The sequence below is a fragment of the Kitasatospora sp. NPDC087314 genome, from assembly GCF_044744365.1.
In the GTDB taxonomy this organism is placed as follows: domain Bacteria; phylum Actinomycetota; class Actinomycetes; order Streptomycetales; family Streptomycetaceae; genus Kitasatospora.
This window is the reverse complement of sequence record NZ_JBIUYE010000003.1, coordinates 499,882-519,446: the sequence shown is the minus strand read 5'-3', so window position 1 is coordinate 519,446 and position 19,565 is coordinate 499,882. Positions and strand designations below refer to the sequence as shown.

The following is a 19,565-nucleotide window of genomic DNA, read 5'->3' as shown; positions in this document are numbered from 1 at the left end:
CGCACTGCCTCTCGCCGCCGACCAGGCGGGTGCCCCCTTCCACTCCTGCCCCAGCGCGGCAGGGAGGGAAATCTCCCGCATGGCTGATCGGACCGTTTTCGCGGTGTCCCATCCCGCTAGATCCTTGCCCGTCGGTCCTACGGGGCCACCGATGGGTGGACTCCCAAACCGCCCCCATGGGAGATCCAGGTAGGTTAAAGGCCGATCTGCGCCCCCAGCAGCAGATTTGCAGCCACCTGGCCTGGATCTCGGTACTCCGGGCGGTGTATCAACTCGGCAATGCTCCACGCCACCTGTGCGCTTCGTCCGGTTGTAGCCATACCCCGAGCATGAAGGGGTAGGTGGGGCTTAGCGTCAACCAGGGCAACTGTCGACCGTCCTTGAACTTTCCCGGTGCAACGCTGAAGTCGACGACGTGTTCAAGCTCCACTGCGAACGTCGCCGCTGAGGTCACAGCTCGCAGTCCGGACCCGCGCTCCAGAGTGATGGTTGCTTCACCGCCAGTGGCGGTCGTCAGGAACGGCTCGACCATCCCTTCTGCCATCAAGCCGGCAGGGTGAGTTGGGGTGCCGATCTGCTGCGACGTAGTGCGCTCGATCCGCTGAGCGAATGCTGCAAGCGGGACTGTGGCCCGAGGTGCTGCGCTTGCCTGCACGTTCATCGCCCGCCGCGTTACCGCCAGCACCAGCAGTGCGGCAATCAGTCCGACAGCCAAGCCAGCCTCCTGGTTGGCATGACCCCAGAACGGGGCGCCCACGATGCCAATGAGGCAGCCGATCGCGCTTCCGGAGGCGAAGGCGGTCATGGCCCTCGGGACAGCGAGCGCCAGGAAGACCGATGCGATACCTATGAGAAGAGCGGCGACGACCGCGTGCCACCACGCTGATATGTGCTCATCGTTCGCCCGCTGGAGAGGGAAGCCGATGCCCCCCAGAAGAACGCCAATCCGTAAACGATGCCCATGATCCGGATCTCTCGGCAGGTGATGTGTGGGCCACATCATGGCGCACCGGAGCCCGAGACGGCAGGGGCGTGAGTGGTCCGCTGTGGCTCCGGTGGACGTAGGCGGGGTCAAGCGGGACGTAGCCCGACCAGCGACAGCGCCACCAAGCGTTACGGGCCGGTGCTCGCCATAGCTACAACATCTCGCAAGACGAACCACGAACCGGACAAGACGTAGCCGCTGGCAGTCCCGGCCCCAGCTCGACAGACGCGTCCTGGGTGTGTTGCCGATTTCTCGCCCCACGGTGATCAACTAGTCATCTCTGCAAGAGTCTTCAGATCAAGAGCCGCCAAGAAGCAGGGTCGCGAAGGCACCTCTGACGGTCGCTGACGGGGTGTTCAGGGCACTCAAGGCGAGTCCGCGAGGCACGTTAGCGCCATGGGTTGTTGGCTTCTCGCAGTCTGGTGAGGAGATCCGCCCGCCGGTCGCGTTCCTCGGGCGTCAACGGGGCCTCGCTGAACTCCTCCGGAGACAGGACCGGTCGGAGCACGGCGGGCCGCGATGGGGGCCACGGGTGGGACCTCATCCAGCCGAACGGGTCCACGGGCGCAGCATCCTCACAAGGGCCTTCCGTGGGGGCCTGCGGGGCTCCCTGGACGTCATCCGTCATGGCGCACTGCCAGGCACTCCCCGTCGTCCACGTGCTGGGCACGCCACTTGGCGACCTTGCGCAGGATCGTGGGCATGTCCGGGTACTGCGCCTCCATGCCGTCGAAGAGGCCGCACCCGGGGCACTGGCCGGCGTCCGGGGCGGTCTCGGTCGTGATCGGCAGGATGCGTCCGACGATCGACATGCGGCTAACTCCCGTCACAGGGCACCGTCGTGTCCTGGCACTCGGGCAGCGCTCGGGTGACCGCCCAGGCCGACATCCCGGTGTCGTGGTCGCTGACACGGTTGAACGACGCCAACGTCCTGCGACGCACCGCCCTGCGTTCGGGGAACATCTGCGCACTCCGGTTCTTCGCCGTCATTGGTCTTCCTCCGCCGAGTTGTCACCAAGATCTGACAGCGCCCTGGACGGTGAAACCTCGCGCAAAGGACACTTCAGAACGTCCCTCACGCGGTACAACGTCCCTACAAGAGTCCGGGCTTTGCGGGGAGACACGCGAGATGCCGAACGAGAGACTGAAAGCCGTTATGGCGGCGGGTGGTTGGACGTGCGCCGCCCTGGCGGACAAGGCCGGCGTCGACACCAAATCCGTTGAGCGTTGGGCCAATCAGAACCGTACGCCCCGATTGGGGACGGCCCGTGCGGCTGCCGAAGCGCTGGGAGAAGACATGTTCGCTCTGTGGCCGAGTCTGCGGCAGCCACGTGCCGCGCGGGCGATAAGCCCCGAACTCGTGGCCCTGTACGAGCAGCGGGCCGACCTACCGGTATCCGCCATCGTGAACTTGCTGGAGAAGGCCACCGAGCACATCGACGTGCTGGTCTACGCCGCTGTGTTCCTCCACGAGGCCTACCCACGGCTCAACGATCTACTTCGGGAGCGCGCTGCCGAGGGCTGTGTGGTCCGGATCGCCATCGGCGACCCCGACAGCGAGAACGTGCGGCAGCGCGGTGAGGAAGAGAAGTTCGGCCACGGCATCGAGTCACGGTGCAGGCTCGCCCTCATGCACTACCGGCCGCTCCTCGGCACGCCCGGCATCGAGATCCGCACCCACGGCACCACGCTCTACAACAGCCTCTACCGGGCCGACGACCAGTTGTTGGTGAACGCCCACGTATGGGGCGTGAACGCCTTCGGAGCGCCGGTCTGGCACCTTCGACGGACAGGTGCGGGAACGCTCTTCGACACCTACGCTTCGAGCTTCGATGCGGTGTGGAACACCGCCCGACCGGTCGAGGAGAGCTGATCCGTGGCACGGACCGAGTACTACGACGATCCCAACGCCCCCAAGCCCAACCGACTGGTGGTCGCCGCATCCGCCGTCGTGACGGACGACGCCGGGCGCATCCTGCTCCAACGACGGGTAGACAACGGCCTGTACGCCCTGCCCGGCGGGACGATGGATCTGGGCGAGTCGCTGCCAGGCACGGCCGTGCGGGAGGTCTTCGAGGAGACCGGCCTGGAAGTCGAGATCACCGGCCTGGTCGGCACGTACACCGACCCGCGTCACGTCATCGCCTACTCGGACGGCGAGGTGAGGCAGCAGTTCAACGTCTGCTTCTCCGCCCGGGTGACCGGCGGCACGCTGCGCATCTCCGACGAGTCCACCGACCTCCGCTTCGTCCTCCCCGAGGAGATCACCAACCTGCCGATGCACCACACCCAGCACCTACGGCTCCGGCACTTCTTGGAGCAGAGGACTTCTCCGTACCTCGGTTAGACGGCGGCCCGAGCCTCCGTCGGCGCGACTTCTCACAGAACTCTAAGAAAAGCACCCATTTCCAGCATATCTACCCGGTGGGCATCATCAGGGTGTATGACGATCGTTAGCTTCTTGGATATCAGGCGCTCGCGGGAGTTGACTACGAAAGACAGAAGGATCATCCTTACGAGCATTTCTCGATCAGCGTGATCTATGCGGGCCATCTCGGAGCCGATAATTGGCATCGCAATGGCTTCTCGCCTACCATGACGGCCTACTGCCCTCCAGAGACCCCCAAGACTCAGCCAGAGATCGTCCATATTTGAGCTCACCGTCAAGTCATTCTCCATCTTTCCATAGGCCGAGCAAAAGTAGCTTTTCTCGCCACTGGAAAGCACCGCGACGGAGCCGACGGGATAGCGAATAAGTTTTCCCGCACGCTTGCTAGACCTGGTCTCCCGACTCTGCACCGGGAACCCAGCAAGAGAGACAGAAAGATCACTGTCCAGCTGGTCGATATCTCCAGCGTAAACCCGGTCCAAGAACTGCCCCTGCACACTCCCCCGCGATATTACGACATCCCCTGTCCAGTCCGTGTCAAATACGTCATTGAAGCCTATGACTAAATGGGATTGCTCGTCAAAAAGGTCTCCCACTTTGACTACGACAGTGATATCAGGCCTACCAAAGCTCCGACTGACTTTCGTCCGGGGAACAGCCCTCAGGACCCCACAAGCAAGCGATGACACCATCAGGGCAAGGAGGATGGCGATGCGTGACGTCTCAATATTCGGCCACAAGGCAAAAAGTAGCTGAATAATCCCCGAACCGACCCCGAATGCCAGAGTAGAGTTGGCTGCCAGGCTGCGCCACCAGCGTTTATTTCCAATGCAGCGGCAGATGCCGCGGGAAGCAAACATACTAAGCGAACTCACAGTCACCAGTCTCGTTTACGGCAGCCGAAATCAGCCATCGCAACTCTCAGGACCATCCAGGGGGCCGGCCGGAATCATTGCCCAGCATCTCGATGCCGCACCCAGAAGCTTTTAAATTCCCGCCCTGCATAATTCCATTGCTGCAACGGTAGCGAAATCCCCGGAATCTTTTCTAGTCGCTCATGCAGCTCATCGACCAAAGCATCGACATCCGACTCATCCCCAAGGAATGCCATCCGGATGTCACCCACCGCCTGGATCGCCTCTCCCAGGCTCAACGGAGGAACTACTACGGGGTACGTATCTTTCTCCAGGGCCCACGCCGCCCCCATTTCCATCAGACAGTAGGGGCGCGCCAAGAAATTTCTACTAACCAGCTCGATGACAAGGGTTGACTTCAAGAGAGTGGAGCGCAAGCGAGCCGGAATGCTCTCGCCGGAAGGAATTCCGGTCGATCTCTGAGAAGAGTAGAAGATTTGATCATTCGGCACCCCGCCAAGCAAAAGGAGCCTACGGAGTTCATCGGCCAGAATCTTGTCATGGGTGGCATGGCTTATGAATATCGATCGGTCATTCGACACAGTTCTCTGGCCACTTCCCAACGCTTCGCCTCGGCCGCTTTTAGTAGAAAATCTCTCTGCTTCGCCAAGGAGGTGAACATAGAAATCTCCACCCCTTGCTTTGGCTTCTCTAAGGGCTGATGTGACCTTCAGTGCCTTAGAACTCCAGGCGCCTGGCTTCCGATACGCGTCATCGAGGCCATGCGCGAAGAAGAACTTCTCGCTTTCAGCTTGAGTCATCGAAGCCAGCGACTCGGTCAGCTGCATTATGCGATCAGAAGGCCAAGGGTCAGACATGAATCGAGTGTAGCGAGGATGCTCCCTGCTGTCAGGACGTTCATGTTTCTCCAAAGACCCTGTGGCGTACGGCCCCTGTCAGGCCACTGACACCAGCTGCACCTCTAGCATCAATGCGCCTCAGAATTGTCAGCCAAATCTTTGATCACATAAGTTCATGCAGACACCATGGGCACCGGCCATCCATATCGCAGGGACCTGGACCTCCTAACAGCGGCGGATTTACTCGGCTCCGATCCGGGTCGTAGCCCGCAGCCTCCATGAGCACACCTCGGGCGGCACCAGCAGCACGCTCCGTGAGCCCCCCGGCGCTCTCCTGGGCTTCTGACGTGCCTCACCCCTGTCCTCAGCCGGCTGTCGCTCCCCTCCATGGGCCGTACGGAATGCTTCCACGACCCGATGGGGTTGGATGTGTGCATGGCTTCTCGTGCACGTGTCCGCGCCCCCGAGCTGGTCGGCGCCGGTGGATGGCTCAACACAGGCGGCAAGGAACTCAAGCTTGCCGACCTGCGAGGTAAGTGTGTCGTACTAGACTTCTGGACCTTCTGCTGCATCAACTGTCTGCACGTCCTGGACGAGCTGCGGGAGGTGGAGGAGAAGCACCGGGACACCGTGGTGATCGTCGGGGTGCACTCGCCGAAGTTCGTGCACGAGGCGGACCACCAGGCCGTGGTGGACGCGGTCGCCCGGTACGAGGTGCACCACCCAGTGCTGGACGATCCGGCGCTGGCGACGTGGAAGCAGTACGCGGTGCGGGCCTGGCCGACGCTGGTGGTGATCGACCCGGAGGGGTACGTGGTCGCCCAGCACGCGGGTGAGGGCCACGCGCACGCGATCGCGCGGCTGGTGGAGGAGCTGGAGGCCGAGCACGCGGCGAAGGGCACGCTGCGCCGCGGCGACGGCCCGTACGTGGCGCCGGAGCCGACCGCGGGGGACCTCAAGTTCCCCGGCAAGGCGATCCGCCTGCCCGACGGGCACTACCTGGTCGCCGACTCCGGCCACCACTCGCTGGTCGAGCTGGCCGAGGACGGCGAGACGGTGGTCCGCCGGATCGGCGACGGCCAGCGCGGCCTGGTGGACGGCACCAGCCCGCGGTTCAGCGAGCCGCAGGGCTTGGCGCTGCTGCCGGAGGGCTCGGACTACGACGTGATCGTGGCCGACACCGTCAACCACGCGCTGCGCGGGCTGCGGCTGGCCGACGGCAGCGTGACCACCCTGGCCGGCACCGGCCGCCAGTGGTGGCAGGGTTCGGCCACCGAGGGCCCGGCCCGCGAGGTGGACCTCTCCTCGCCCTGGGACGTCGCCTGGTTCGACGGCCGGGTGTGGATCGCCATGGCCGGCGTGCACCAGCTGTGGGCGTACGACCCGGCCGCCGGCACCGTCGGCGTCGCGGCCGGCACCACCAACGAAGGCCTGGTGGACGGGCCCGTCGACGAGGCCTGGTTCGCCCAGCCGTCCGGCCTGGCGGTCTCGGCGGACGGCGGGAAGCTGTGGGTGGCCGACTCGGAGACCTCCGCGCTGCGCTGGGTTTCACGTGAAACGAAGACGGTCCACACCGCCGTCGGCACCGGTCTGTTCGACTTCGGCCACCGGGACGGCGCGGCCGCCCAGGCGCTGCTCCAGCACCCGCTGGGCGTCACCGTGCTGCCGGACGGCTCGGTGGCCGTCAGCGACACCTACAACCACGCGCTGCGCCGCTTCGAGCCGGCGAACGGCGAGGTCACCACGCTGGCCACCGACCTGCGCGAGCCGTCCGGCGCGGTCCTGGTGGACGGGGACATCGTGGTGGTCGAGTCGGCCCGGCACCGGCTGACCAGGCTGCGGCTGCCGGACGAGGCGGTGCAGGTCGAGTCGGTCGCACACCGCACCCAGCGGGCGGCCACCGAGGTCGCGCCGGGCGCGTTCCGCCTGGACGTGGTGTTCTCGGCGCCGAGCGGCCAGAAGCTGGACGAGCGCTACGGCCCGTCCACCCGGCTGCTGGTCAGCGCGACCCCGCCCGAGCTGCTGGTCTCCGGCGCGGGCGCGGACACCGACCTCTCCCGCGAGCTGGTCCTCTCCGACGAGGTCGCCGAGGGCGTGCTGCACGTCTCGGCGATGGCGGCGTCCTGCGACGACGACCCGGAGATCGAGTTCCCGGCCTGCCACGTGCACCAGCAGGACTGGGGCGTGCCCGTGAAGCTGGTCGCCGACGGCGCCCGCCGACTGCCGCTGGTGCTCGCCGGACTGGAGTAGCCACCCGACACCCCACGCCCGGCGCCCGGCGCCCGGCGTTGCGGCCACAACGAAGGGGCCCGACGGAACGAACTCCGCCGGGCCCCTTCGCCATGGGGGATCAGCCCTCCAGGAAGGCCTTGATCGCGCTGGCCAGCAGGTACGGGTCCTCCGCACCGCACAGCTCGCGCGCCGAGTGCATGGACAGTGCCGCGATGCCGCAGTCCACCGTCCGGATGCCCAGGCGCGCCGCCGTGATCGGGCCGATGGTGGTGCCGCAGGGCATCGCGTTGTTGGAGACGAAGGACTGCCACGGCACGCCGGCCTTCTCGCAGGCGGCCGCGAACACCGCCCGGCCGACGCCGTCGGTCGCGTAGCGGTTGTTGACGTTGACCTTGAGGATCGGCCCGCCGTTCGGCAGCGGGTGGTGGCCCGGCTCGTGCCGCTCGGCGTAGTTCGGGTGGACGGCGTGGCCCATGTCCGAGGAGAGGCAGATCGTCCCGGCGAGCGCCCGGGCGCGGTCCTCCGGGGTGCCGCCGCGCGCGTGGACGCTGCGGTCGAGGACGTTGCCGAGCAGCGGGCTCTGCGCGCCGGTGTCCGACTCGCTGCCGGTCTCCTCGTGGTCGAAGGCGGCCAGCACCGGGATGTACGGCAGGTCGGCGGCGCCCTCGGCCGAGGCGACGGCGGCCAGCGCGGCGGTGGCGGCGTGGACGGACAGCAGGTTGTCCAGGCGCGGGCCGGCCAGCAGCTCGCGGTCACGGCCCAGGTAGGAGGCGGGCTGGACGTCGTGCGTCATGAGGTCCCAGCCCGCCACCTCGGCGGCGTCCAGGCCCGCGCGCTCGGCGACGTAGGCGATCAGCGAGCCCTCGTCGACCGGGCCGAGGCCCCAGATCGGGGTGAGGTGGCGCTGCTTGTCGAGCTTCATGCCGTCGTTGACCTGGCGGTCCAGGTGGATCGCGAGCTGCGGCACGCGCAGCAGCGGCTCGTCCAGCTGGACCAGCCGCGAACTGCCGTCCTTCAGCGCAAGGCGCCCGGAGAGCCCGAGGTCGCGGTCGAGCCAGGTGTTCAGCGGGACACCGCCGTAGATCTCCACCGCGACCTGCCGCCAGCCGGCCGAGCCGGTGTCCGGCACCGGCTTGACCCGCAGGTTGGGCGAGTCGGTGTGGGTGCCGACCACGCGGAACGGGGTTTCGGGGCGGGCGCTCTCCGGCAGGTACCAGGCGATCAGTGCACCGCCGCGGATCAGGTAGCGCCCGCCGGCGGCACCGTCCCAGGCGTCGGTCTCGGCGACCTGCCGGAAGCCTGCCTTCTCCAGCCGCTCGGCGGCGCTCGCGACCGCGTGGTACGGGGACGGCGAGGTGCCGAGGAACGCGATCAGATCGTCGCTGTGCGTCCGGTCGAAGAATGCCTGGCGGGCGGCGGCGGTCGACATACTGCTCCTGAGTCGAGGGAGGGCCGAAGCCGGATGGGGAGTCGGCTTCGCACCTTGAGCATATGCCCGTACACGGACAGGGCACTCGGAACCTCCCAACGGATGCAGAACGCGGACGCAACCGTGAAGTGACGCCGCGCCAAACTCCGTACACCCAGAGGTTCGCACCGATCGCGGACGGTCATCGGGAGGCCGCACTGCCGCTTCCCGCAAGGAAGTTGGCAGTGCACCGACGGCACCGACCGTACCAACTGCACCGCCCGCACCCCCGACCGCACCGACGCCGAAGGGCCCGGCGGAGAACCGGGCCCTTCGGCGTGAGGGTGGTGTCAGGCGGTCGGTGGGGTGGGGAGCCTTAGAAGGCCTCCTCCGCCAGCTCCATGATCTCGTTGTCCATGCCCTCGGCGATCAGCCGCTGCGGGGTGACGGTCGGCAGGATGTTCTTGGCGAAGAAGCGGGCCGCCGCGACCTTGCCCTGGTAGAACGGGACGTCCTTCTCCGAGGCGCCGGCCTCCAGCTTGGCCAGGGCCACCGCGGCCTGGCGCAGCAGCAGCCAGCCGACCACGACGTCGCCGGAGACCATCAGCAGGCGGGTGGTGTTGAGGCCCACCTTGTACATGTTCTTGACGTCCTGCTCGACCGAGGTCAGGTCGGCCAGCAGCTTGCCGACGATGGCCTCCAGGTCGCCGGCGGCCTTGGCGAGCAGCTCGCGCTCGGCGGCCAGGGCGTCGCCGCCCGCGGCCGAGCCGAGGAACTTCTGGATCTGCTCGGACAGCGCGGTGAGCGCCTGGCCGCCGTCCTTGACGATCTTGCGGAAGAAGAAGTCCTGGCCCTGGATCGCGGTGGTGCCCTCGTAGAGGGTGTCGATCTTGGCGTCCCGGATGTACTGCTCGATCGGGTACTCCTGCAGGTAGCCGGAGCCACCGAAGGTCTGCAGGGACTGGGCGAGCTGCTCGTAGGACTTCTCCGAGCCGTAGCCCTTGACGATCGGCAGCAGCAGGTCGTTGAGGCGCTCGGCGGCCTCGTCGCGCTCGCCGCGCAGGCCGGCGGCCAGCATGTCGTCCTGGACGGACGCGGTGAACAGGACCAGCGCGCGCATGCCCTCGGCGTAGGCCTTCTGGGTCAGCAGCGAGCGGCGCACGTCCGGGTGGTGGGTGATGGTGACGCGCGGGGCGGTCTTGTCCAGGAACTGCGAGATGTCGGCGCCCTGCACGCGCTCCTTGGCGTACTCCAGGGCGTTCAGGTAGCCGGTGGAGAGGGTGGCGATGGCCTTCGTGCCGACCATCATCCGGGCGAACTCGATGATCTTGAACATCTGGCGGATGCCGTCGACCTTCTCGCCGAGCAGCCAGCCCTTGGCGGGGTGCTTGGCGCCGAAGGTCATCTCGCAGGTGTTGGAGGCCTTGAGGCCCATCTTGTGCTCGACGTTGGTGGCGTAGGCGCCGTTGCGCTCGCCCAGCTCGCCGGTCTCCCAGTCGAAGTCGAACTTGGGGACGATGTACAGGCCGAGGCCCTTGGTGCCGGGCTTGCCGCCCTCGGGGCGGGCCAGCACCAGGTGGATGATGTTCTCGGACATGTCGTGCTCGCCCGAGGTGATGAAGCGCTTCACACCCTCGATGTGCCAGGAGCCGTCCTCCTGCTTGATCGCCTTGGTGCGGCCGGCGCCCACGTCCGAACCGGCGTCCGGCTCGGTGAGGACCATGGTGGCGCCCCAGAGGCGGTCGGTCATCCGCTGGGCGACCTTCTTCTGCTCCTCGGTGCCCTCGTCGTGGACGACGCCGGCGAAGGCGGGGCCGGAGGAGTACATCCAGATGGCCGGGTTGGAGCCCAGGACCTGCTCGGCGTAGGCCCAGATGAGGGAGGACGGGGTGACCTGGCCGCCGATCTCCTCCGGGATGCCCAGACGCCACCACTCGGCGTCCATGTAGGTCTGGTAGCTCTTCTTGAAGGTGGCCGGGATCGGCGCGGTGTTGGTCTCGGGGTCGAAGACCGGCGGGTTGCGGTCGGTGTCGACGAAGGACGCGGCGAGGTCGTTCTCGGCCAGGCGCGAGATCTCGCTCAGGATGTTCTTCGCGGTCTCGACGTCCATGTCCGCGAACGGTCCGGTGCCGTAGACCTGCTCGCGACCGAACACCTCGAAGAGGTTGAACTCCACGTCCCGCAGGTTGGACTTGTAGTGACCCATGGCCGTTTTCTCCGGTTCGTCGCTTCCGGGAGACCGCCGCGTTCGGGCGCCCCGTACCCACCAGTAGGCATCATGATGCTACCCAGCGGTAACTTGGGCAAGCCCTCGGCGGTGAATCCGCTATGAACGTGGTCACGTCCCACAAGCCGGGACGACCACTCCTTGTCAGGATCGACGCCACCACAGGCGGCTGCGCTCCCGATAGCCTGTCCGTGTGTACGGATATGACCAGAACGCATACCCGGGCGACCCCTACCAGCAGCAGGCGGGTCCGCAGCCGGGCATGAACGGCATGCCCGGCCCCGACGCCTACGGCGCGCAGTCGCAGACGCCCCAGCAGTCCCTCTACCCCGAGCCCTCCCCGCCGTCCCTGGCGGACGCCGTCCGGGCCTTCACCACCGGCTCGATGGCGGTCGAGGACTTCCAGGCCATCTTCATCACCTCGAAGGTGCACTGCCCGCGCGGCGAGCGCCCCGGCTTCCTGGCGCTGCACAACACGCCGACCCCGGTGATCCCGATGTTCAGCTCGCTGAAGGAACTGCGCCGCTACGCCGGCAAGGACTCCAAGCACTTCACCGTCACCGGCGCCGAGGTCCTGGACCTGCTGCCGACCGGCTACGGCTTCGCGCTGGACATGGAGGGCGAGCACCGGATGGTGTTCGACGCCAAGGCCGTCGAGCAGATGGTCGACTTCACCATGCGCCGGATGTACGGCTAGCCCATCCTGGGGGAGGAGCTCCGCGCTCCTTCGTCACCACATGGTTCAATTTTCAACTTGCTTGTTGTTGAGAATTGAACTAACCTCGTGGACGTAGGCCAGAGGAACCCCCCGAAGGAGGCCGACATGCCCGCCGTGACCGTCGACAACCCGCTGACCCTGCCCCGCGTCACCACCCCGGACGCCGCCGCCTCGACCGCCCGGCCGGTCCTGACCGTGGCTACCGCCCCCGAGGGCTTCGAGGGCGAGGGCTTCCCCGTCCGCCGCGCCTTCGCCAAGATCAACACCAAGTACCTCGACCCGTTCATCATGATGGACCAGATGGGCGAGGTGGATTATGCGGCTGGGGAGCCGAAGGGAACTCCCTGGCACCCGCACCGCGGCTTCGAGACGGTCACCTACATCATCGACGGAACGTTCATCCACCGGGACTCCCACGGCGGCGGCGGCGTCATCACCGACGGCGACACCCAGTGGATGACGGCCGGCTCCGGCCTCCTGCACATCGAGACCCCGCCGGAGTCTCTGGTGATGTCCGGCGGCCTGTTCCACGGCCTCCAGCTGTGGGTCAACCTGCCCGCCACGGACAAGATGATCGCCCCCAAGTACCAGGACATCCGCGGCGGCAGCGTCAAGCTCCTCGGCTCCGAGGACGGCGGCGCGCTGCTGCGGGTGATCGCCGGCGAGATCGACGGCCACCAGGGCCCCGGCGCCACCCACACCCCGATCACCATGATCCACGCGTCCGTCAGCCCCGGCGCCCAGGTCACCCTGCCCTGGCGCTCCGACTTCAACGCCCTCGCCTACGGCCTGGCCGGCAGCGGCTCGGCCGGCCAGGAGCGCCGCCCGTTCCACATGGGCCAGGCGGTCGTCTTCGGCGACGGCGACTCCCTCACCATCCGCGCCGACGAGAAGCAGGACTCGCGCAACGCCAACTTCGAGGTGGTCCTCCTCGGCGGCCTGCCGATCCGCGAACCCGTCGCCTGGTACGGCCCGTTCGTGATGAACAGCCACCGCGAACTCCAGCAGGCCATGGAGGACTTCCAGGCCGGCCGACTCGGCACCATCCCCGCCGACGCCAGCTGACCGCTTCCAGAAACAGGACCGCTCGCGTGAGCCCGTCTTTTCCCGAGACGGGCTCACGCGAGCGCGGTTGTTACTCGGCCAGGCTCCCGCTGGTCCTCGAACCCGTGAGTGGCAGGTCCCTTGCCCAACTCCTCTTCCAGCTCGGAGAACTGGGCTGCCGACAGCTTCGGAACCCTCGCAGGACCAGACGAACGCAAGGCCTCGGTACCGCTCTCGCGCCGGGCCCGCCGCCAACGCTCCACCGACCGGTCGCTCACCCGCAGGTCACGGGCGATCGTCGAAGTCTCACCCGCCTCGGACCGGCCTCTGCTCGTCGCCGCCGGCCACCCCGACTCCGGCCGGGCGGCCGACACCCTCCTGATCCTGCGGCACGGCGCGATGAACCAGAGCCGCTTCACCGCCCCCGAGGCGGTGCGCACGGCGCCGGCGGACGCCGTGGCGGCCCTTCTCGGATAGGGGCTTCCCCGCCCCGGCAGGGCCGGTGACGCACGACCGGGCGCGCCACCAGTGGTGGCGCGCCCGGTCGTGCGGTCCCCGCGTCCGTCGTCGCTACGCCCGCAGCGGGCGGAGCCAGGACCCGCTCGGATGACGGAATGCGGTCATGCGCTCGCGCCGCTCCGGCGTCGACGGGTCGCGGCGAGGCGGACGAGGACGTAGCCGAGACCCAGCAGCGCGCCGCCGGCGAGGCCGGCTGCGGTGACCGGGGCTCCGGCGCTCGCGAGCATCGGTGCGGGTGCCTGCGCGGCGGTGCCGTGCGCGGGGGCGGACGCGGGGTGGGTGCCGGCCGGGTGCTCGCCGGCCGGAGCGTTACCGGGGGTGGTGCCGTCGGGGTGGTTGTCCCACTGGCCGGGGCCGGGGTGGTGGTCGTCCCACCCGCCGTGGCCGCCGGGGTTGTGGCCGTCACAGCCGCCGTGGTCGTTGTCCTCGCAGGGGGTGCAGGCCACGATGGTCACGGTGTTGCTGGTGGCGGTCACCCTGGTGCCGTCGGGAGTGGTGCCGGTGACGGTCGCGGTGTCGGTGATCTTCCCGGCCTTCACGTCGTCCTCGGCGGTGGCGTAGGTCGCGGTGCAGGTCGTGGACGCGCCCGGGGCCAGGGTGGTCACCGGGCAGGAGACGGTCGGCGTGCCCGGACCGGAGTCCGTCACGGCGAGCGAACTCAGCGCCACGTCACCGGTGTTGGTGACGGTGAAGGTGTAGTGCAGGGCCTGGCCCGCGGCGGAGAACGAGGTCTCCTGGACGGCCTTGACGATCTTCAGGCCGGCGAAGGGCACGGTCACCTTGTTGCTGGTCGAGGTGACGGTCCGGCCTCCGGGGGCGGTCCCGGTCACCTGGGCGGTGTCGACGACCTTGCCCGCGGCGACGTCGGCGTCGGTGGTGACGTAGGCCGCGGTGCAGTTCTCCGAGGCGCCCGGTGCGAGCGGGCCGGTCGGGCAGGTGACGGTCGGGCTGCCGGGGCCGTTGTCCACCACCGCGATGGCGGTCAGCGGCTGGGCGCCCGTGTTGGTGACCGTGTAGGTGTAGTGGATGGTCTGCCCGGCGGCGGTGTACTGCGCCTCGGCGGCCTTCTTGACCACCGTGATCGCGACCAGCGGGGTGTTCACCTTGTTGCTGGTCGTGGTGATGGTCTGGCCACCCAGGTCGGTGCCGGCGACCTGGCCCTGGTCGGGGACGTTCTGGGCGGCGACGTCCGCCGCGGTCGTGACGTAGGTGGCCTGGCAGGTGGTGGACTGGCCGGGTGCGAGCTGGTTGGTGCCGCAGCCGGAGACGGTGACCCCGGGCGTCAGATCGGTCACCGTCACGTTGGTCAGCGGGGCCTGGCCGGTGTTGGTGACGGTGTAGGTGTAGGTGAGCGTCTCGCCCGGTGCCTGGAAGTTCGGCTGGACGGCCGACTTCGTGAGGGTCAGTGCCCGCAGCGGCACGGTGACCTTGTTACTGGTCGCGGTCACCGACTGGGTGCCGACGGTGCCGGTGAGGCTCGCCGTGTCGGTGATCTTGCCCGCCGTCGCGTCGGCGGCGGTCGCGGTGTGGGTGGCGGTGCAGTTCTCCGAGGCACCGGGCGCGAGCGGGCCGGTGGGGCAGGTGACCGTCGGGGTGCCGGGGCCGGTGTCGGTGACGGCGACGTTCGTCAGCGGCACCGGGGCGTTGTTGGTGACGACGTACGTGTAGTGCACCGTCTGCCCCGCGACGAACGAGGCCTCGGCCGCCTGCTTGGTGATCGTCGGGGCCGGGACGGTGACCGGCACGGTGGTGGTGCAGCCCGTCGCGGTCGCGCAGGTGCCGCCGGCGATGGTCGGCGCGACGTTGTTGGTCACCGCGAAGTTGCCGGTGTCGGGCTTGTTGACCTTGATCTGGTACGTCACGGTCACGGTGGACCCGGCGGCGGGCGGCGCCGTCAGCGTGCCCGACCAAGTCAGGGTGTTCCCGGTGACGGCGGCCGTTCCGGAGCTGGCGGTGACGGAGCCGGGCACCAGCGTGCCGTCCGTCAGCACGGCCGAGAGGTCGTCACTGAAACCCGCGAAGGTGGCCGGGTTGGTGCCGGTGTTGGCGACCGTCTCGGTGTAGGTCAGGACGTCGCCCTGGTTCACCGGGCCGGTCGGCGACACCGACTTCGCGACGGTGTAGGAGGTGCCGGCCGGCAGGTTGCAGTTCCCGCTGTCCTGGGTGGCGGAGGCGCCGTAGAAGCGGTGCCCGGTGTTGGCGATCGTCGTGGTGGGCAGGGTCGCGGTCGAGGAGGCGGTCGGGACCGAGTTCAGGGTCTCGATGGTGCCGTTCGCGCGGAAGACGTAGACGGTGCCGCCGGACTGGGCCATGCCGTAGATGGAGTTCGGGGTGCTGCCGATCTCGGTGATCGTGTTGTCGGGGTGGATGCGGAAGTAGAAGGTCGGGTTCTGGGCGATCGGATCGAACGCGACCCCGAGGACATCGCCGTCGGACAGGGTCACGAAGTCGCCCGAGGAGACGAGCCCGGCCGGATACGCGACGGGGAACAGCGTGCTCGCCCCGGTGGTGGGGTTGAGCGTCCAGATCTGGTTCGAGAAGAACGACCCGACGAGCAGGGTCCCGTCGGGCCGGGCGCTCAGCGCGTTGAAGTCGGACCCGAAAGCCGCGGCCGGACCGGTGATCGCCACCGACCCCGTCTCCGCACCGGTGGCCGGGTTGATCGTGTACAGCATCGCCGGGCTGGCGTGCCAGGTCACCCCGTACAGCGTGGTGCCGTCCGCACTCCAGGCGATGTCCCCGTAGTCCCGCACCAGCGGCACGGCGGCCAGCTGCGTACCGGTCGGGCTGTACTCGTACAGCTGGTCGCCGCCGCCACCGCTGTTCGCCCAGATCGGCACCGGCGGGCAGGTCAGCGCCCGGGGCCCGGACCGCTCGCCCGCACCGCCCGCCTTCGAAGCGGACGCACTGACGGACGTCGCCCCCCGCGCTGGGGAGGCCATGGCTGCACCTCCTCCCCAACCCGCCGTCATCCCGACCACCGCCAGCCCGATCGCCGCGGCGAGAGCGCCGCGCGACCGGCCGCGTCTGATCCCTGCCATACCGCCTCCGTTCCAGTCGGGCGCGATCATCACCAGGCCCACGCCATACCATTTGATGACACTAAGTGCATATATGAACACTGTGAGTGCCATGGTGTGCGCCGACTCGCTCGGTGATCCGCACTCGAACCGGAAGGCGGCTCCCACGTGTGGGCCACCTGGTCCCACCGCGATCCCGCGCCGGGCGTCCCGCCCCGGCGGCCCGCAGCCTGGCAACGCCGGGCAGCCCCCACCCCGCCCGGCGCCCACCGGCCGGGCCGCCCGCGCCAAGCACACCGGACTCGTGAAGATCACCTTCGCGGTCGAACCCGACCTGCCGCCCAACCTGCGCGTCGGCGTGTTCGCCGAGCCCCACACCTACGAGGGGTGGCTGCGCTTCTCCAGCGGCAACGGCACACCGCAGTCCGGAGCAGGCCGTGCGGGACTTCCGGTCCGGCCGGTTCGGCCACCCGATCGGCTGACCCGACGACCCCCGCCTCGGCCGACGGCGCGCTACAACAGCGCGTAGACGGCCGAGGCGTCGTCGTGCGCCTTCCCGCGCGGCCAGCGCTCGCAGGCGGCGTCGGCCCGCTCGACCTCGCGGACCTGCGCGATCAGCGCACGCGGCCCGGACTCGGCGAGCAGCCGCAGCGCGTCCGCCCAACTCCCCAGCCCGAAGCGCTCGGTGTAGCGCGAGGCGCCGTCGGTGAGCGCGGCCAGCGCGCGCAGCCGGTCCAGCCGGACGAAGCCGGTCTCGGCGTGCCCGGCCGCCTTCGGGCTGGCCGCGGCGATCCACGGGCCGTTGCCCCGGTTGCGGGCGGCCCGGACGGCCAGCGCGTACTCCAGGTGCAGCGCGGCCCGCTCGGCCGAGCCGGGGACGGTCGCCCAGACCTGCCGGCGCAGCCCCTCTCCGCCGGGGAAGCGCTGGTTGTCCCCGATCACCTTCGGCGGGCCCTCCTTGTACTCCAGCACCAACAGCGAGTCGCCGAGCACCAGGTACTCCAGCGACTCGCCGTGCCGCCGGGCCGCGACCACCATCGCGGCGGGGGTGTTGGGATGGCCGAGGTCGCAGCGGCCGCCGTGCAGCGCGGCCGTCTCCACGATGGCGTCGGCCAGGCACTCGGAGATCGAGCGGTCCACCCGGTCGGTGAGCCGGGCGAGCAGGTGCACTCCCAACCGGCGGACGTACCAGGCGGTTCCGTGCCGGCACCCGGACTCCAGGCCGGCCGGCGAACTCGCACCGTCCAGCAGTACCAGCGCCTCCGGCGAGGCCGCCGCGAAGTCCTCGCTCTCGCGGTCCGGCCGTCGTGCTTCCCCTGCGAGCTGTAGCTGCATCCCGACAGTGTGGCCGCCGCCCCCGGTCCCCGCCCAGACCCCCGCGCCGGTGTGGCGCGGGCCGGCCCCTGCCGTCCGGTGGCAGCCGGGGCGAATCAGCCATACCGTCGGATAACGACTGGACAATTCGGCCAATCAGGGCCTGTCGGGTTTGGGATCACCTTCGGGTGTCCAGGCGGCCCCGGACTGACGAGGAGCACAGGATGTTCTGGCAGTTCATCGTGCTACTGGCCGCGTCGGTCGGCTTTCCGACCGCCGCTCTGTTCTTCCTGATCGGCGGGCCGCGCTTCCCCGACGAGCAGCGCGGCGGCCGCTGACGTACGTCAGGCCTTCCAGGCCGGGTCGCGGCCCAACAGCGCCAGGACCCGGTCGAACCGGCCGTCGGCGCCGCCCGGTCGGCGCGCGCCCGATTCCGGGCCGGGCTCCAGGTCGGACTCCAGGCCCGACTCCGTGCCCGACTCCGTGCCCGGCTCCAGACTCGGGCGGAAGGCACGGCCGGGCGCCCGGGCCTCCGGTGTGTTCGGGACGGCCTCGGTCACCGCCAGCAGGGCGGAGGCCAGCGCGTCGTCACCGTCCACCGCCGCCACCAGGCCGCCCGGGGTGCCCAGCGCGGCCGCGACGTCCCAGCCGTGCACCAGGGTGTCGAGCAGGTGAAAGCCCACCGCCTGAGCGAGCGGGAAGGGGCCGCCGTCGCGGATCTCCGGGAGCCAGAGCGCCCGGTCGGCCGCGACCGCCTCCCGGAACCCGGCGGTGAGTTCGGCTCCGGTGTGGCGGAACGCGCCCGCCGGGTCGTCCCCGACCGGGGCGTCCGCGAAGAGGGCCGGATCGGGCCCGGCGCCCCGGGCGGCTGCGGCGAAGCCCTGGTGCTGGCCGACGATGTGCTCCATCAGCCGGCGCAGCGTCCACCCCGCGCACGGGGTCGGCAGGTCCAGCTGGTCCGGCCGCACGGCGGCCACCACCTCGGCGGCCAACTCCAGCGAACGGGCGTGCAGTTCGACGAGTCCTGCGGTACTGCTCATACGGCGCCAACCTCCTGACCGGCCGCCAGGAAGCCGATCGCGTTGTCGATGACGGTGGGCTCGGCGACGATCCGGCGGTGGCCGAGCCCTCGGGTGACCAGTAGTTCCAGCCGGTCACCGTACGCGGCTTTCAGGCGCCGCGCGTGCGATATTCCGACCACGTCGTCGCCCTCGTCGTGCGCCACCAGGATCGGCGGCGGGACCTGCTCGGGCCGGTGGGCGGCGTCGAAGCGGCGCCACGGGTCCTCGGTGCCGGCGAACAGCCGGTGCTCGATCCGGTGGCGCAGGTCCCGCTCGATCACCGGGCCGAGGCCGAGTCCGGCGCAGAACGCGCCCGGCAGGTAGCCGAAATCGCTGACCCCGGCGATGGCGACCAGCCGCCCGGCCCGGACGCCCTCGCGCAGCGCCAGGAACGCCCCGGCCACGCCCAGCGAGTGCGCCACGATCGCCTCGAACTCGCCGTATCTGCGCTGGAGTTGCCCGGCGATCTCGCGGTAGTCCAGCACCGTGGTGGCCCGGCCTCCGGAGTCACCGTGACCGGGCGCGTCGAAGCCGACCGGGCTCAGCCCGAGCGCGCGCAGCCGTGGCACGTAGGGGGAGAACCGGGAGGCGCGGGAGCGCCAGCCGTGCATCAGCAGGACCGGCCGGGTGCCGTCGCCCCAGCGGTAGACGACGACCTCCTCGCCGTTCACGGTGATCCGCTCGACGGCGGCCTGCCGGTGCGCGTCCCGCTCGTCGGGGCGCAGGGCGCTGCGCCGCAGCGGGCGCCGGAACAGCTCGTACGCGGCCCGGCCGGCCAGCCGGGGTGCGAGGCGCGAGGCGGTGTTGAGGGTGGTGCCGACCAGTGCGAGGGCCGGGTCCATGCGGTCTCCCTGTCGGTGCGGACGGGCGTGCCGAAGTGCGGGGGCCATGCTCGGCCCGGATATTAGCACGACCGTTCGTGCAGTTTTATGAA

At 69.1% G+C, this 19,565-nt stretch carries 17 protein-coding genes; 7 read left to right on the top strand and 10 right to left on the bottom strand.

Features of this window, described 5'->3' with window-relative positions; genetic code table 11:
* Positions 1–268: 268 nt before the first annotated feature.
* Together ACIO5E_RS08835 and ACIO5E_RS08830 are read right to left on the bottom strand one after the other, a co-directional pair.
* The gene (locus ACIO5E_RS08835) at positions 269–805 is read right to left on the bottom strand and encodes a hypothetical protein (RefSeq protein ID WP_400665167.1); all 537 of its coding nucleotides are present in this window, start codon (positions 803–805) and stop codon (positions 269–271) included.
* A gap of 797 nt (positions 806–1,602) precedes the next feature.
* Positions 1,603–1,797, bottom strand: coding sequence for a hypothetical protein (locus ACIO5E_RS08830; RefSeq protein WP_400665164.1), 195 nt, complete (start codon positions 1,795–1,797; stop codon positions 1,603–1,605).
* Positions 1,798–2,114: 317 nt separating this feature from the next.
* Between ACIO5E_RS08830 and ACIO5E_RS08825 the strand changes: the two genes are divergently transcribed.
* Together ACIO5E_RS08825 and ACIO5E_RS08820 are read left to right on the top strand one after the other, a co-directional pair.
* Positions 2,115–2,858 (top strand): XRE family transcriptional regulator, encoded by a 744-nt coding sequence (locus tag ACIO5E_RS08825; protein WP_400665161.1) that lies wholly within the window; start codon positions 2,115–2,117, stop codon positions 2,856–2,858.
* Positions 2,859–2,861: 3 nt separating this feature from the next.
* Positions 2,862–3,332, top strand: a complete 471-nt coding sequence (locus tag ACIO5E_RS08820) for an NUDIX domain-containing protein (protein ID WP_400665158.1) — start codon at positions 2,862–2,864, stop codon at positions 3,330–3,332.
* A 32-nt stretch (positions 3,333–3,364) separates the two neighbouring features.
* Here the strand turns inward: ACIO5E_RS08820 and ACIO5E_RS08815 are convergent, their stop codons facing one another.
* Positions 3,365–4,255 carry a macro domain-containing protein gene (locus ACIO5E_RS08815; protein WP_400665155.1) on the bottom strand — a complete coding sequence of 297 codons (891 nt, stop codon included), beginning with the start codon at positions 4,253–4,255 and terminating at the stop codon, positions 3,365–3,367.
* A 68-nt stretch (positions 4,256–4,323) separates the two neighbouring features.
* Positions 4,324–5,076 (bottom strand): TIR domain-containing protein, encoded by a 753-nt coding sequence (locus tag ACIO5E_RS08810; RefSeq protein ID WP_400665152.1) that lies wholly within the window; start codon positions 5,074–5,076, stop codon positions 4,324–4,326.
* A gap of 447 nt (positions 5,077–5,523) precedes the next feature.
* Here ACIO5E_RS08810 and ACIO5E_RS08805 point away from each other — a divergent pair, with 447 nt between their 5' ends.
* Positions 5,524–7,338: an NHL domain-containing thioredoxin family protein gene (locus tag ACIO5E_RS08805; RefSeq protein ID WP_400665149.1), complete on the top strand. Its 1,815-nt coding sequence runs from the start codon at positions 5,524–5,526 to the stop codon at positions 7,336–7,338.
* A gap of 100 nt (positions 7,339–7,438) precedes the next feature.
* Here ACIO5E_RS08805 and ACIO5E_RS08800 read toward each other — a convergent pair whose 3' ends face one another.
* Both ACIO5E_RS08800 and ACIO5E_RS08795 read right to left on the bottom strand, forming a co-directional pair.
* Positions 7,439–8,749 carry a M18 family aminopeptidase gene (locus tag ACIO5E_RS08800; RefSeq protein ID WP_400665146.1) on the bottom strand — a complete coding sequence of 437 codons (1,311 nt, stop codon included), beginning with the start codon at positions 8,747–8,749 and terminating at the stop codon, positions 7,439–7,441.
* A gap of 355 nt (positions 8,750–9,104) precedes the next feature.
* Positions 9,105–10,934, bottom strand: a complete 1,830-nt coding sequence (locus ACIO5E_RS08795) for an acyl-CoA dehydrogenase (protein ID WP_400665143.1) — start codon at positions 10,932–10,934, stop codon at positions 9,105–9,107.
* Between the two features lie 214 nt (positions 10,935–11,148).
* Between ACIO5E_RS08795 and ACIO5E_RS08790 the strand changes: the two genes are divergently transcribed.
* The 3 genes from ACIO5E_RS08790 (at position 11,149) to ACIO5E_RS08780 (ending at position 13,194) form a co-directional block, all read left to right on the top strand.
* Positions 11,149–11,652, top strand: a complete 504-nt coding sequence (locus ACIO5E_RS08790; RefSeq protein WP_400665140.1) for an SseB family protein — start codon at positions 11,149–11,151, stop codon at positions 11,650–11,652.
* Positions 11,653–11,778: 126 nt separating this feature from the next.
* Positions 11,779–12,738 (top strand): pirin family protein, encoded by a 960-nt coding sequence (locus ACIO5E_RS08785; RefSeq protein WP_400665137.1) that lies wholly within the window; start codon positions 11,779–11,781, stop codon positions 12,736–12,738.
* A gap of 120 nt (positions 12,739–12,858) precedes the next feature.
* Positions 12,859–13,194, top strand: a complete 336-nt coding sequence (locus tag ACIO5E_RS08780; RefSeq protein ID WP_400665133.1) for a hypothetical protein — start codon at positions 12,859–12,861, stop codon at positions 13,192–13,194.
* Between the two features lie 143 nt (positions 13,195–13,337).
* Here the strand turns inward: ACIO5E_RS08780 and ACIO5E_RS08775 are convergent, their stop codons facing one another.
* On the bottom strand, positions 13,338–16,178 hold the full coding sequence (locus ACIO5E_RS08775) for a CARDB domain-containing protein (protein WP_400665130.1): 2,841 nt from the start codon (positions 16,176–16,178) through the stop codon (positions 13,338–13,340).
* A 172-nt stretch (positions 16,179–16,350) separates the two neighbouring features.
* Between ACIO5E_RS08775 and ACIO5E_RS08770 the strand changes: the two genes are divergently transcribed.
* Entirely contained in the window at positions 16,351–16,785 is a 435-nt protein-coding gene (locus tag ACIO5E_RS08770; RefSeq protein WP_400665127.1) for a hypothetical protein, read from the top strand.
* Here the strand turns inward: ACIO5E_RS08770 and ACIO5E_RS08765 are convergent.
* The 3 genes from ACIO5E_RS08765 to ACIO5E_RS08755 all read right to left on the bottom strand — a co-directional run bounded on the left by ACIO5E_RS08765 (position 16,770) and on the right by ACIO5E_RS08755 (position 19,473).
* A complete protein-coding gene (locus ACIO5E_RS08765) occupies positions 16,770–17,591 on the bottom strand; it encodes an integrase (protein ID WP_400665124.1) in 822 nt (273 codons plus the stop codon). The two genes, ACIO5E_RS08770 and ACIO5E_RS08765, sit on opposite strands and share 16 nt — an antisense overlap.
* 323 nt (positions 17,592–17,914) lie before the next feature.
* A complete protein-coding gene (locus ACIO5E_RS08760; RefSeq protein ID WP_400665121.1) occupies positions 17,915–18,610 on the bottom strand; it encodes a TIGR03086 family metal-binding protein in 696 nt (231 codons plus the stop codon).
* On the bottom strand, positions 18,607–19,473 hold the full coding sequence (locus tag ACIO5E_RS08755) for an alpha/beta hydrolase (RefSeq protein ID WP_400665118.1): 867 nt from the start codon (positions 19,471–19,473) through the stop codon (positions 18,607–18,609). The genes ACIO5E_RS08760 and ACIO5E_RS08755 overlap by 4 nt, the downstream gene beginning before the upstream one ends.
* Positions 19,474–19,565 lie beyond the last annotated feature (92 nt).